The organism is Serratia sp. PL7, from assembly GCF_945957435.1.
Genome location: NZ_CAMFLB010000001.1, coordinates 1,884,755 through 1,898,353, shown reverse-complemented (window position 1 = coordinate 1,898,353; position 13,599 = coordinate 1,884,755). Strand labels below are relative to the sequence as shown.

Annotated in this window: 15 protein-coding genes; 8 read left to right on the top strand and 7 right to left on the bottom strand. The window is 54.9% G+C overall.

What is annotated here, in order from left to right; all coding sequences use genetic code 11:
• The first annotated feature begins 7 nt into the window (after positions 1 to 7).
• Genes N6G83_RS09135 through N6G83_RS09115 form a run of 5 tightly spaced genes read left to right on the top strand, consistent with a single transcriptional unit; the run spans position 8 to position 4,197 of the window.
• Positions 8 to 2,728: a hypothetical protein gene (locus N6G83_RS09135; RefSeq protein ID WP_260515149.1), complete on the top strand. Its 2,721-nt coding sequence runs from the start codon at positions 8 to 10 to the stop codon at positions 2,726 to 2,728.
• Between the two features lie 29 nt (positions 2,729 to 2,757).
• Positions 2,758 to 3,072, top strand: coding sequence for a hypothetical protein (locus N6G83_RS09130; protein WP_260515148.1), 315 nt, complete (start codon positions 2,758 to 2,760; stop codon positions 3,070 to 3,072).
• Between the two features lie 44 nt (positions 3,073 to 3,116).
• Positions 3,117 to 3,584 (top strand): lysozyme, encoded by a 468-nt coding sequence (locus N6G83_RS09125; protein ID WP_260515580.1) that lies wholly within the window; start codon positions 3,117 to 3,119, stop codon positions 3,582 to 3,584.
• Positions 3,569 to 3,943, top strand: coding sequence for a hypothetical protein (locus N6G83_RS09120; RefSeq protein WP_260515147.1), 375 nt, complete (start codon positions 3,569 to 3,571; stop codon positions 3,941 to 3,943). Before N6G83_RS09125 ends, N6G83_RS09120 begins: the two co-directional genes overlap by 16 nt.
• Positions 3,940 to 4,197: a hypothetical protein gene (locus N6G83_RS09115; RefSeq protein WP_260515146.1), complete on the top strand. Its 258-nt coding sequence runs from the start codon at positions 3,940 to 3,942 to the stop codon at positions 4,195 to 4,197. The genes N6G83_RS09120 and N6G83_RS09115 overlap by 4 nt, the downstream gene beginning before the upstream one ends.
• A 29-nt stretch (positions 4,198 to 4,226) precedes the next feature.
• On the opposite strand, the gene N6G83_RS09110 is transcribed toward N6G83_RS09115, so the two are convergent.
• Together N6G83_RS09110 and N6G83_RS09105 are read right to left on the bottom strand one after the other, a co-directional pair.
• Positions 4,227 to 5,051, bottom strand: a complete 825-nt coding sequence (locus N6G83_RS09110; protein ID WP_260515145.1) for a phytanoyl-CoA dioxygenase family protein — start codon at positions 5,049 to 5,051, stop codon at positions 4,227 to 4,229.
• A 451-nt stretch (positions 5,052 to 5,502) separates the two neighbouring features.
• The gene (locus N6G83_RS09105) at positions 5,503 to 6,843 is read right to left on the bottom strand and encodes an anaerobic C4-dicarboxylate transporter (protein WP_025302367.1); all 1,341 of its coding nucleotides are present in this window, start codon (positions 6,841 to 6,843) and stop codon (positions 5,503 to 5,505) included.
• A 237-nt stretch (positions 6,844 to 7,080) separates the two neighbouring features.
• On the opposite strand from N6G83_RS09105, the gene N6G83_RS09100 reads away from it, so the two are divergent.
• The 3 genes from N6G83_RS09100 (at position 7,081) to N6G83_RS09090 (ending at position 8,472) form a co-directional block, all read left to right on the top strand.
• A complete protein-coding gene (locus N6G83_RS09100; RefSeq protein ID WP_025302368.1) occupies positions 7,081 to 7,533 on the top strand; it encodes a PaaI family thioesterase in 453 nt (150 codons plus the stop codon).
• A 140-nt stretch (positions 7,534 to 7,673) separates the two neighbouring features.
• A complete protein-coding gene (locus tag N6G83_RS09095; RefSeq protein ID WP_025302369.1) occupies positions 7,674 to 7,955 on the top strand; it encodes a hypothetical protein in 282 nt (93 codons plus the stop codon).
• Positions 7,921 to 8,472: a hypothetical protein gene (locus tag N6G83_RS09090; protein ID WP_025302370.1), complete on the top strand. Its 552-nt coding sequence runs from the start codon at positions 7,921 to 7,923 to the stop codon at positions 8,470 to 8,472. The genes N6G83_RS09095 and N6G83_RS09090 overlap by 35 nt, the downstream gene beginning before the upstream one ends.
• Positions 8,473 to 8,539: 67 nt before the next feature.
• Here the strand turns inward: N6G83_RS09090 and N6G83_RS09085 are convergent, their stop codons facing one another.
• The 5 genes from N6G83_RS09085 to proP form a co-directional block, all read right to left on the bottom strand.
• Positions 8,540 to 8,809, bottom strand: a complete 270-nt coding sequence (locus N6G83_RS09085) for a hypothetical protein (RefSeq protein WP_025302371.1) — start codon at positions 8,807 to 8,809, stop codon at positions 8,540 to 8,542.
• A 102-nt stretch (positions 8,810 to 8,911) separates the two neighbouring features.
• Positions 8,912 to 9,040 carry a hypothetical protein gene (locus N6G83_RS09080; RefSeq protein WP_256376329.1) on the bottom strand — a complete coding sequence of 43 codons (129 nt, stop codon included), beginning with the start codon at positions 9,038 to 9,040 and terminating at the stop codon, positions 8,912 to 8,914.
• A gap of 169 nt (positions 9,041 to 9,209) precedes the next feature.
• Complete coding sequence (locus N6G83_RS09075; RefSeq protein ID WP_260515143.1) at positions 9,210 to 10,838, bottom strand: GMC family oxidoreductase; 1,629 nt, start codon at positions 10,836 to 10,838, stop codon at positions 9,210 to 9,212.
• Positions 10,839 to 10,948: 110 nt separating this feature from the next.
• Positions 10,949 to 11,875, bottom strand: coding sequence for a LysR family transcriptional regulator (locus tag N6G83_RS09070; RefSeq protein WP_025302374.1), 927 nt, complete (start codon positions 11,873 to 11,875; stop codon positions 10,949 to 10,951).
• Positions 11,876 to 11,974: 99 nt separating this feature from the next.
• A complete protein-coding gene (gene proP, locus N6G83_RS09065; protein ID WP_025302375.1) occupies positions 11,975 to 13,477 on the bottom strand; it encodes a glycine betaine/L-proline transporter ProP in 1,503 nt (500 codons plus the stop codon).
• Positions 13,478 to 13,599: the final 122 nt, after the last annotated feature.

Below are 13,599 nucleotides of genomic sequence, written 5' to 3'. Positions count from 1 at the left end.
TCCCCCGATGGCGGTTCCAATCCAAACTCCTTACAACATCTACACCGCCAACGGCGTGACTACGGTATTTCCGTATGAGTTTTTAATTCTCGATGCCGGGGATTTAACAGTCTCCCTAAATGGAGAGCCTGTTACTTCTGGCTTTAGCATTACCGGTGTTGGCACAACTAATGGCGGCGATGTGATTTTCCTGACGCCGCCAGCAGCTGACGTAACTGTGATGAATCTTCGCGAAATCCCAGCTACGCGACTGCAAAACTATCAGAACAACGGAGATCTGCTCGCGGCCACTGTCAACAACGATTTCGATCGGTTGTGGTTGGCAATCCAGCAATCATACCTGTATCTCGGTTTGTGCCTACAGCGCCCGCTGCTCGGGGGCCCATTCAACGCCCACGGCTACCGAATCGAGAGTTTAGCCGATCCTGTAAACCAGCAAGACGCGGCGACCAAAAATTATGTGCTGGTAAAAATTGCCGAATCAGACGCGGCCGGTTCTGAGGCGCTGGCACAAGAGAGAGCCGCCAGAATTGCCGGGGATATAGCCGAAGCAGCCGCGCGCCAACGTGAAGACATTGCCATACGAAATGAGATTGCATCCTCAAACACGCGAAGCGTCAGATTCCCCTATGGTGTACAGCCTCTCCCACAATCAGGAACGGCAAATAAATTAATCGGCATCAATGCTCAAGGGCAGCCGGTTGCTGTTTCAGCTGACAGTGGTTCTGGTACCGATCTTTCCCTCGAACTGGCTGATCAGTCGATACCTGGCGGCGCCGGCATGATCGGCTGGAACGGAGAGACAACCGCTGACGCGCTGGCAGGTGCATTATCATGCTCGGTGGCTCGGGTTTCGGATACGGGTTGGGGCTTTGCTAACTGGCCACAAGGGAAGGCGGTGGCTATTGGCGGTCGGGCATTCATCGGCTATAACCTGGGTTCTGATCACACATCGATTAATATGGATGCGATGTGTACGTCGACACGCGACGGCCAGAATTTTAGCCAGCCTCGACGCATTGCTGCGCATACATCAAACGAATCTGCTGCTGCATTCTCGCTCGGTAGAGATGCCGCCGGCACAAAATTATTTGCGTTTGTTCGCTTCAGAAAGGGGGCGAATGATAATGCAGAAATCCGCTACGAGATTTACGAATCAGCTAACAGTGGGGTGAATTGGTCATTCGTTAAGAATTTTAATTTTCTTAGTGATGCGGGTAATCCAGCCATTGCCTTACATGGATTTGAATTGACAGGTGATGGCAGGGGGATCGTTGGCTATCATTCTATTGATGGTGAGTTTGGTTGTCTGGTATTCAACACATCAACGTATGAATATACAAAAATTAAGTTGCTAGATTCGTCAAACAACTTAAATGCTGGAAATATTATTCATGTTGAGGCTAATTTCTTAAAGCGGTCTGATAGTGGTAAAATTATCATTATCTCCAGAAGTCAGTTCGCTGGCGTTCAAAAGCCGCTGATGTGGGTTGCGGAGGACAACTTAACTTCGGTTACGGGGCCTGTAGAAACATCAGTTCCGTTTAGTGTAAACCCAGTTAGCCCGGTATTTTCACCTGATTTCACGAAGGTACTTTTTTTCTACTGCTATCGGTTCGACCAGCAAAACCCCAACGTAGAGCAGGCCGGTCTTTGGGTTTCTGAGCTTCCTGTTAACGATGCTTATAACCTGAATTGGTCTAACGCACGCACGTTTTGCCTTGTGCGCATCGCCGGTGAATATAACTTTGCTGCGGCAACTGCTGGTGTGCAGCATGCAGTTACGCTAGGCAACACTGTGCTGGTTCCGTTTGCGAGCATGGTTGAGGATAATCTAGATCGTTCAGATGTGTATTGCCTGAAGATAGATTATAACGAATCCCGCATGCAGAAAGGGGCAAGCACTCATCACTTGGGATCGCTTTCAGGAAGCCAATTTGGCGGCCGCGCAGAAATGCGACTAAATGATGTCGGCCCATTCACCCCAAGAATTCGATTCAATGGTCGATCTGTGATGGGGCTTGATGATGTTTTTAGCATTGGCACGTATGCCGCCAATTTTACGCAAGGTCTCGGTCTATATACCTATAACGGCGGCCCGAAAACACCGGCGTTATTTATTCAGCCGTATACGGTTTCATATGATGGCTCAACGGGTCCGCTGGATATCAACAGGGATCTTAGAATTCTTGCAGCAAATAAAACAATTCACCTCGGTAAAGGTGCACGAATTCGTATTGGTGGAGACACTGGAACAGTAGGCCCGAGCCTTCTTTACCATAACAATTCAAGTAACACGATCGAGATAGGGACGACGCAGAGCGCTTATAACGTGCAGATGGTTATGTATTCCTCTAACGGATTTACATTCAAACGGTCTTCATTTGCTGGGCCATCTGCTGCGGTTAATTTGATTCTCGAGGATAGCAGCGGATCGCAATCTGTTATTTCTGGCGGTGGGTCAGTTAGCGGTATTGCATTCAGCACGCCTGGGGCATCGCAAGGCGTAAAAGTTACCAATGCTGGCGGGTTAACTTCAATCAGAGATTTAACACCGGGTAATTTTCTCGTTGCAGAACTCCCCGCCGGCGAAGATAAGGGGGCTTTCGTGTATGCGAGAAACGCGAGGAAGGCTGGTGAATCGGCTGGTTCTGGGACTGGCTGCCCCGTGTATTGGGACGGTTCGTCTTGGAGAACATTCTACGACAACTCAGTCGCTGCGGCTTAATCAACGCCGCCAAACGGCGGAGGTGGAGTATGAAAATGAACGACCAACAACCAGTAAATATCGTTACGCAATTCTTTGCCTGGTTGGCCGCAATTGCATCTGCGGCTGGCATAACCACGCAGGATCTTATTTATATCGCATTCGGCGCCATAGGCGTGCTGGTTTCTGTGCTCTCGTTTGTGTTGGGGCGTATTGATGCCAGAGCGAAACGCAAGCAGGAAGAGCGCCGAACGGCGCTCTATGAGGACTATTTAGGGAAGCGTAGCGGCAGGGCTGGGGCCTCGGCCTCGGTTGACGAGGCGGACCAGTACACGCCGTTGCCAGGCGGGGAGGGTGAGGTGTGAGCATATCTAAAAAGAGTGGCGCCGCTGGCGCCGTCTGTTCTGTGATGGTAATCATCGGCCTGGTGCTATCAAGTGGCGAGGTAAAAACTAGCCGCACCGGCTTGGAGCTTATCGGCAATGCTGAGGGTTGCCTCCGTGAACCGTACAAATGCCCCGCTGATGTGTGGACGGATGGCATCGGCAACACGCACGGCGTTAAACAAGGCGTGCGCAAGTCAGATCAGCAGATCGCCGCCGACTGGCAAAAGAATATCTTGGCTGCCGAACACTGTGTAAACCGCTACGCGGCCGGCGACAATCTGCCGCAGGGGGCATTCGATGCGGCGGTGAGCATTACGTTTAATGCCGGCTGTGCGACGATGCAGAAATCGACGATGTTCAGGTTATTCCGTCAGGGTGAAACGGTGGCCGCCTGCGATCAGTTCCCGCGCTGGGTATATGCCGGCGGCGTAAAGCTAAACGGCCTGGTGAGCCGCCGTGACAAGGAGCGAGCACTATGCCTGGCAAAATAACGTCTGCGGCGGTGATCCTGCTTGCGCTGGCGGCCGTTGTCGGCGCTGGCGCCTGGCTGTCAGGACGACACTATCAGCCGACGATTGACCGTCTCAACGAGGCGCTGACGCAGTGCAAAGGCAGCAACAAGCAACAGGCGGCGACGATCGCCAGCCAGAACGCCGGCATTGAGGCGCTGCAGCGCAAACGGGATGAGCTTGAAGCCAAGGCAAATGCAGCGCAGGACAAAGCCCGCAGGGAGGCTCAGGGCGACTATGAGAGGGCAAACGAGGTTATGGCAGAGCGAACCACTGGCGAAGCGTGCGCGGCGGCGTCTGCTGCGTTTGATGCAGAGTTGAGTTGGGAGCGCGCCCAATGAAAAAGCTGATCGTGGTTTCTGTTCTGGCACTGGCCAGCTGCTCAAGCACTCAGCCGGCGCCGTCATATGTCGAAGTGAAAGTACCGATCTCGGTGCCATGCAAAACCGCCGATGTGGCGCGCCCAGCGTTCGCAGTTGACCAGTTACCTATCGGTGCTCCGATCGATGCGCAGATGAGAGCATTGCGGGCTGAGCGTCATCAGCGGATTGGGTATGAACGTGAGTTGATGGCGGCCAATGTGGCGTGCAAATGAGGTTACGGCCGGTATTCCCGGCCGCTAATTCATAGTTCGCCGTCGAAACTTAATGTCTTAATGCCGTTTTTGTGAAGCTCAGCCGACAATGAATCTGGTAATGTGAATCTTTTCCCGCCAGATTGATCCAGCTGTCGGCGCATGTTGGTACGAGCAAAGTCATTAGTGAAATTGTTTGGCGCTCCGAATGTAAAAAAGAAGCTGCGCTTTGGTTTTCCTGCTTTAAACCCGCAATAAATGTCCCTGACTTTTCTTCCTATTTTTGATTTTCCGGTCGAATCTCCCAGCATGCGCCCCATCTTCAGCAGGCCTCTCTCGAAGAAATCATACTCCTTTCCTGCATGAGTGATTCGTACATCAAAAATCACTACATCTCCTGGCTTTGTTGCTAGGGCTACAGCCTCTCCCTCGGTTAGGTTATCCTTCAGATGGGACCCTACGCGCACAGACATTCCATTGCCATCAGTTGAGTGGTCATTCATGTAGATCCCCATCTTGTAAACACGGCAATCTGGAGTGAAGTAAGGTTCAGAGAAGTAGGCACCTTTAGCATCATCTTTATGCCAGCCGAAACCCATGTTGTGATGGATGTCAGCATGTGAGGTAAAGACAAAATCGTCTTGTGCAAAAACAGAACGATAAGCCTCTATAACTTTTGGATGACTGATAACCCAAGAAAACTCGGGCTCTTCAACCGCGATGTTGGGTTGGGTTAGCCCATACCGATAAGTGACACCTTTGCGTTTGAAGAAATCGTTAATCGATCTATTCATACGCTGCATCTCTTCTTGGGTAAACATCCCCTTAATTACAACAAATCCATCGCGCTCTATCTGTTCTCTTATTGTGCTCATTATTTCTATTGCAACCTTATGCTGTGTTTCATCTTGTTGATAAATTTTTGCATAAAATAATTATTTGTAAACAGTGTAATGGTAGTTATCAGCGCTTGGCTATTCACCAACATGTTCCTAACATGGATTTTTAATAACAACACCCGAGCGGATTTTTAATCCTGTTCATGTTAGTAATTTTAAAGTTAACTAATTGATATGTATAAATAACATGATGAATTTAAAATCCCTCGGCTTATGGCTGTGCGGGTTCAAGTCCCGCCCCGGGTACCAGGGAATAAAAATACCGAATAATCAAAGCAATAAGTAGTAATGTCGTAGACCGCCGAGAGGCGGTTTTTTTGTTTCTGGAATTCGCATTACACCTGCATTCTGCCCTTTCTTGCCATACCCTATCCCCATGGATTGTCATCCTGCTTGCAGGGAGCCCCGCAGGGCTCCGAAGTACAACTCATAAGAAACCGAACGCCGCGGCGAGGATCCAACCGAAGACGCAGGAGACGCTGACGCCGATCAGGCCGGGCAGAATAAAGCTGTGGTTGATCACGAAGCGGCCGATGCGGGTGGTGCCGGAGCGGTCGAACTGGATCGCCGCCAGATCGCTGGGGTAGGTTGGCAAAATATAGTAGCCATAGCAGGCCGGCGCCGAAGCGACGATATAGGCCGGGTTGACGCCGATTGCCAACGCCACCGGCACCAACGCCGCCAGTGCGGCGGCCTGCGAATTGACGAATTTCGACACCAGCAGCAGGATCAGCGCATAGGCCCAAGGGTACTCTTTCACCAGCACGCCCAGCGTGGCTTCTATCTGCGCCAGGTGCGCGCCGAACATGGTTTCCGCCATCCAGGCGACGCCATACACCGCCACGATGGCGATCATGCCGGAACGGAACACCTCGTTTTTAGAGATAGACGCCGGGTTGGTGCGGGTAATGATGACGATCAGCGCCCCGGCCATCAGCATACACATCTGGATCACCAGGACCATGGAGAGCGGCTTGCCACCGAAGCTGGGCCGCAGGTCGGAAAAGGCTCCCAGCACCGCCACCAGGGCGATAGTGGCGAGGAAAATCCACATGGCGATCCAGTTGCTGCGCGGTAATACCCGGTCCAGCAGGGTAGCGGCGTCGCCATAGACGTAGCGATGGTTCTCCGGCACCGAGATGAATTTCTGGAACTCGGGATCTTTGTCCAGGTCTTTGCCGCGGAACCAACTGAAGATGCCGATCGCCAGAATGCCGCACAGGGTGGAAGGTATGGTGATAGACAGCAGATCGAGGAATTCCAGATGGCGGCCATTGAAGGTGTAGCTACTGAGCATCGCCACCAGTGAAACGACCGCCACTGAGACTGGGCTGGCGATAATGCCCATCTGCGCGCCGATCGAGCTGGCCGCCATCGGCCGTTCCGGGCGGATGTTATTTTTGATCGCCACGTCATAGATGATTGGCAAGATGGTGTAGACCACATGGCCGGTGCCACACAGGATCGTGAGAATGCAGGTGACGAACGGTGCGATGATCGAGACATAACGCGGGTTGCGCCGCAGCATCCGCTCGGCGATCTGCAGCATGACGTCCAACCCGCCTGAGGCCTGCAGGGTGGCGGAGGCCGCCACCACCGCGATGATCACCAGCATCACGTCTACCGGCGGTTTGCCGGGCTGCAGGTGAAAGCCGAACACCAGGATCATCAAACCGATACCGCCCAGTAACCCCAGCGCAATGCCGCCCTTACGTGCCCCATACAGCAAGCATGCCAATATAACCGCTAATTGCAGAAAGAAATCCATGATAGATACGCCTTAATAATGTTGAACTTAACTGCGTTCAGTTTCCGGCGGCGTTTACAGCAGAAAGTTGTTTTAAATCTAAAGGCGCTAAAAAATTGTGGTTATTAACTCTAAAGAGTGATGGCGGTCACGTTCAGAGAATCTGAAGAGCAGGCGGCTGACGACATCAGCACGAAAAAGCAAGTCAAGAGGTCAGACCTCTCCTATATAACCGGTTCACCACCAGAGGAGAGAGCAATGGATCCGACAAAAATGACGGGGTTGGCGTTATTACAGGCTGCGATGGCCGGCAAAATTCCACCGGCTTCAATCGCTGAAACGGTGCCCATGAAACCGGACGCGGTTGAAGAGGGGTATATCCGTATTGTGGCGCGAGCAGACGGGCGCCATCTGAATCCGTTGGGGGGCGTACATGGCGGTTTCGCCGCTACGGTATTGGACTCGGTGACCGGTTGCGCGGTGCACAGTACGCTGGGCGCAGGGATTGGTTATGGCACCGTCGATCTGCAGGTTAAAATGTTGCGCCCGGTGCCAAAGGAGAGTGATCTGATCGCCGAGGGGCGTCTGGTCTATGCGTCGAAAAATGTCGCTTTCGCCGAAGGCACGCTCAAAACGGCGGAAGGGAAGCTGCTGGCCTCGGCAACCGCCACGTGTTTTATCATTCGTCCTACCGATCAAGCCCCGCAATAACCTGCCTTTATCGGGCTTCGGGCTATCAACCCGGGGCCTGATGCATTTCTCTTCGGCTGCATACCTTGCTGCGCTACGATGACAGGCGCGATACGCCATTGTGGTCTAGTATTCTTGGGTAAAAATTTATCGGGGTGGTTATGCAGCCGTATAAAGAGGTTGAGTTTGATCATGAGCTTTGTCTGGCGATCGGCAAAGCCGTATTAGACGTGGTGGCGCAGGGGGAAGAAACCAGCGCTCCGGCGGTGATGAACGCGATTGAGCGCTCGGTGGAACAGGGGCTGAATGACGACGAAACCGCCATCGCCGACGACGCTCTGGATTTGATGGCTCGTCTCATCCACGGCTTCAGGTTTATTAATCTAGAGGGTGAAGAGGACAGTCCCCATGCATTGGTTGAATTTCAAGCGCTACAAGAGTGACGTTGCCAAACAGGCCGTGCCGCCGCATTTGAATGCGGCCGAATTTGCACGGCATTACGCCGATAAGCCGCAAACCGATACGGAAGAGTATCTTTCGCTCAGCGGGGAGATGTGCTGGGATGCGGTGGTGCTTTGTGCCCACCGTTCTGGCGCGCTCAGCAAGGCGAAATACAAGCAGTTGTGGCAGACGGTGTTCGATAAGCAATACAAACATTTCGTTAGCCCGGATGATACCGAGATCCGCACTATGGCCGATATGCTGCGCGCGCCGCAGGGATGTTTTATCGGCATATTCTCCCTGCGCGACGCGGCTGCGCCCCGTTTGCTGCATGCCATGATCGGTACCGGCGCGGGATTTGCCGCAGGCAATAAAAATCTTTGCATCGGCGTGGGGGGCGCGGTCGGCTGGGAAAATCTCAATCTGGCGCGCGATCTGCGCTGGCAGCCGGAAGGCGGTTTTTTACGCCAGGGTGATAACGAAGTGCTGCGCATTTTTTATCGGCCTTTCCCCGCCTGAGCCGGTCCGGATGCTTTTAGAGTAAAAAAACCGCCGTCTGGCGGTTTTTTGTTGGCGCGTATCCCCCTTATTTAAACCCGCCGTTGCGAATGAATTCAAGGCCGGCGGCGGTGATCCGCGTTTGATGCGGGTCGATATCATAGTTGTTCTCGTCGATGTCGCTCATCACATAGGCCTGTATCAGCCCCTTGGTTTTGAGATAGGCGAAGGGATCGGCGAAGGCGTGCGGGCTGGTGGCGTCCTGCTTCCACAGTTCGTAGGTTTTCTCATCCAGCGTGCCGGGGTGATTGGCGGCCAGCCGGGTCAGGATTTGATTGTAGAACCCATAGTCGGTCATGATGCGGTCCTCTTTATCGCGAGCGACAGTCTCGGAAAATGACGTAACGTCTTTCAATCATAGCCGATGTTTGCTCGCTGCCTGCGTTATCGCGAACCCAGGTTATCCACGTTGGCTTTCGAACCAGTGAAACAGGCGCGAAATAGTGAGGCTGAGATCGCCGATGTTGAAGAGCGCGCCGAGCCATAGGGTTAGCATAACCAGGATGCCGATGATGACGGGAAGATCCATTTTGCCCATGAGAATGTTTTGCAGAGGTGACGGTGGCCACAAGGGTAACATCGTTTCCCGGCAGGATAAAATGTGCCGCCGTTATTTCGATTGTGCCGCTGCGGAATGGCGAAGGCCGGCCATCAGGATGACCGGCCGGGTTTCAACAGCCTTTCTTGCCGCCAAACGGTCAGGCGTAGTGTCGGGCGATATGCTCGGCGGTGGCGATCGTCGTCACATTAGTGGCGACGGAGGGAACGTCGGGGAAGATGGATGCGTCGACGACCCGAAGCCCGTATACGCCGTGTACGCGGCCCTGAAGGTCAACGACCGCCTTCGGTTCGCCGGCATTTCCCATCGGCGCGGAAGAGGTCGGGTGATGATAGGTATCCAACGTCGCTGCCATCGAGGCAAGAATGGCCTCGTCGCTGTCTGCAGCGGGCGCAAGCTCGCTGTGGATAAGCGTAGACAGCGGAGCGGTTTGCCCTATTTTTCGCGCCAGTTTAACCCCCTCCAGCAAGCGAACGCGGTCGCTCTCTTGCGCCAGGAAGTTAAGGTCAATGTGAGGGGCTGCCGCTGGATCGCGGCTTTCCAGCCAGACTCGTCCGGTGGATTGTGGCCGAGTCAGCGCCACCGCCAAGACAAAACCGACGCCGGTAGGGCTTTGGTCATGAGGAAACAGATGCGTCGCGGTAATGTGCAGATCGAGCTCTCCCGGTTCCGCCTGGCTGCTGTGGGTCCACAGCTTGGCACCGATAACCGGCGATTGGCTGCCGATGACATCGGGGCGGGCGGCGTAGGCATTGTAATAAAAGGGGTGATCGACCAGGTTTTCGCCGACGGGGAGATCGGCGACGACGGGGATCCCCAGACGCTTCGACTGTTGCGCAGGCGCGATGCCGGATCGCATCAAAACGGCGGCGCTACCGTAGGTTCCCGCGCTCAGGATCACTTCAGCGGCATGGATTTCTTCGCCGCTGGCCAGGCGGACGCCGATCGCGTGCTGCCCGTCAAATATCACGCGGTCGACCAGCGTATCTGCACGCAGGGTAAGATTGTCTCTGGCGCGGGTTTTCTCATCCAGATAGGCCATGCCGGTGTTAACGCGTACGCCGTTGACGATATTCATCGGGTAGGGGCCGACGCCATTGGCTGAAGGGCCATCAAAATCATCAATCGCGTCATAGCCGTTGGCGCGCGTGGCGGCGACGAAAGCGCGTTGCATTGGCGTGATGTCATCCAATGTGAGTTGCACGACGGGAAAAGGGCCGCTATCGCCATGGATTGCGCGGTCGTGCAGGCCATGACGAGTCTCCAGTTTTTTGAAGGCGGACAGCAGGTCCTGATAGCCCCATCCCGGCAGATCCCAGCGGTTGAAATCTTCCGGACGGGCGCGGATCGCCACGGCACCGTTGACGCCTGAACTGCCACCCAGGACTTTACCGCGGATAGCGCCGATCGCGTGGCTGACATAGCCGGGTTCTGTCCGGTATCCCCATTCGAACTCCGGGTTGCCATTGGCGCCGAGGACGTCGCTGTCCGCGATGAGGCGCGGATAATCGTAGGGTGCATAACTGTGCCCGGCTTCTAACAGCAGGACCCGGCGCGCAGGGTTTTCGCTGAGGCGAGCCGCCATCACCGCGCCGGCGGAACCGCCGCCGACGATGACTACGTCGAAAGTAGGGGATGTCTCTCTGGTCCGTTGGGCCGGTTGTGATTGCGCCGATAATGCGGAAACCGATGTGGAAGCGCCGAGCGTGGCGGCGGCTGAAGCGACAAGCGTTTTTGATATCAGCTGACGGCGTGATAAGTCTTTCATGGCAGAGTCTCCAGAGCGGGCAGAAAGTGTGTGTTCTGCAGACTAAAACCCTGAAGCACAAGCAACAAGCAGGCGAAATTCGAACCTCGGGTTCGCGTTCTGCGAACCTTTCAGGTTGACGTCAGGAAAGAGGAGAGTGCGGTTTCCCAACTGGGCGTATGGCCAATGTGTTCACTCAGAAAGTCCACCAGCGCCTTGATCTTGGGGGATGCGCGTTTTGAACGGCGATAGACGGCGGAAATGTCGCCGCCGTCGGGTGAATAGGCGGCCAACACAATGCGCAGTTCCCCTGCGCGTATCGCGTCGGCGGCGATAAATGCGGGCAGGATGGCGAGGCCCAAACCGGCTTTAGCCGCCGCCAACAGGTGAAAAGCGTTATCGGTGCGCAGCCGTTTACCGATACGAAACGACCGGATTTCGCCCTCGATGGGGAGCTGCAGCATGCCGGTCGGTTCGCGCTGAATATACAGCAACCCCTGGTGCTGTTGCAGGTGTTGCGGGTGCATCGGCGTGCCTTTCTGGGCAAGATAGGCTGGGCTGGCGCAAATCAAATGGCGGTTGGCGCAGATGCGCTGCGCGATCAGGTCGGAATCCGCCAAGGGGCCGATACGGATGGCGACATCGAAATTCTCCTGATTCAGATTGGCCAGGCGATCGCTGTACTCCACGTCCAGATTGAGGCTCGGGTACTGTGCCATAAAGGTGGATAACAGCGGTGCCAGATAGCGGATGCTGAACGCCATCGGCGCGGTTAACCGCAGCGGGCCCTGCAGTTGGCCGTGCAGTGTTCGCACCGACTCTTCGGCATCGCTCACTTCGCTTAATATGAGAACGGCGCGCTGATAGAACAGGTGGCCGGCGTCGGTCAGCCCAAGCGTTTTCCCGCGTTCGAACAGCACAGTCCCAAGGCGCGTCTCCAACTGCTGGATGCGTCTGCTGACCACCGACTTGGTGGTGCCCAAGCGGCGGGCGGCGGCGCTGATGTTGGCGGCCTCGACCACGGCGATATAGGTCGCCATCTCCTGAAACTGATTCATTCATCTCTCCTTCGGCATCCGCCGGGTCAAGTTACCACTCTCTGCACGCCAGGCAAAAAAAACCACCCGGATGGGTGGTTTTTTGCTTGTCAGAGCGAATCAGTCCAGTTTGGGGTGCTGGTCGATCAGGATCTGTTTTTTCTTTTCCAGTTCGGCGATCTGCGCGTTGATGTCCTCGACTTTCTGTTCGATGTTGTCGTAGGTTTCCTGCAGCAGCTCTTTTGCCTCGGAGCGGTCAGAGGCGGCCGGCGTCGCGCCGCGCAGCGGCTTGTTGGCGGTTTCTTTCATGTACAGACCGGTGATAAGACCGATCACCGCAACGACCATCAGGTAGTAGGCCGGCATGTACAGGTTGCCGGTCGCTTCCACCAGCCAGGCGGCAACGGTCGGCGTCGCACCAGCGATCAGTACCGAAATGTTGAACGAAATCGCCAGCGCGCTGTAACGGATGTGCGTCGGGAACATCGCCGGCAGGATGGAGGCCATCACCCCAGTGAAGGAGTTGAGCAGCACCGCCAGCACCAGCAGGCCGACGAAAATCAGGCCGATGACGTTGCTGTTGATCAGAATGAAGCACGGGATCGCCAACGCCAACAGGCCGATGCTGCCACCGATAATGAACGGCTTACGGCCGATGCGGTCACTGGTCAGGCCGATCACCGGCTGCACGAACAGCATGCCGATCATGATGGCGATGATGATCAGAACGCCGTGATCTTCCGAGTAGTGCAGGTTATGCGAGAGGTAGCTCGGCATGTAAGTCAGCAGCATGTAATAAGTCACGTTGGTGGAAATCACGATACCGACACACACCAGCAAACTTTTCCAGTGTTTGGCCGCGATCTCTTTGAACGAGGTCTTTGGCGGATTTTCGATGGCGTTGCGATCCTCTTTCTCCATCTTGTCCACGTGCTGCTGGAACGCCGGGGTTTCTTCCAGCGCATGGCGCAGGTAGAGGCCGATCAGGCCGAGCGGCGCGGCGATGAAGAACGGGATACGCCAGCCCCAGTCGAGGAAGTTGGCTTCGCCGACGATGCTGGAGATCAGCACCACTACGCCTGCGCCCATCACAAAGCCGGCGATGGAGCCGAAGTCCAGCCAGCTACCCATAAAGCCGCGTTTGCGGTCCGGCGAGTATTCGGCGACGAAGATCGCCGCACCGGAATATTCACCGCCGACGGAGAAGCCCTGCGCCAGTTTGGCCAGCAGCAGCAGGATCGGGGCCCAGATGCCGATCGATGCATAGGACGGGATCAGGCCGATACAGAAGGTGCTGACCGCCATAATGATAATGGTGACCGAGAGAACCTTCTGGCGCCCGAACTTATCGCCCATGGCACCAAAGAACAGGCCGCCGAGTGGACGCACCAGGAAGGGCACGGAGAAGGTTGCCAGTGCGGCGATCATTTGCACGCCGGGAGAGGCGCCGGGGAAGAAGACCTGGCCAAGCGCATAGGCGACAAAGCCGTATACGCCGAAGTCGAACCACTCCATCGCGTTACCCAGGGCCGCCGCGGTGATCGCCTTCTTGAGTTTGCTGTCATCGATGATGGTGATGTCGTTAATGTGCATCGGTTTATGTCGTTTTTTTCTTAACTTCATATAATCATCCCTTAATGAATTATTCGTTGTTCGTGAAAGCGTAATCTCCGTTCACTGTTGTTTTCGAGTTATCAAATCGGCTAATCGAATCGCGGTTCAAGACGATTCATTATCCACATTTA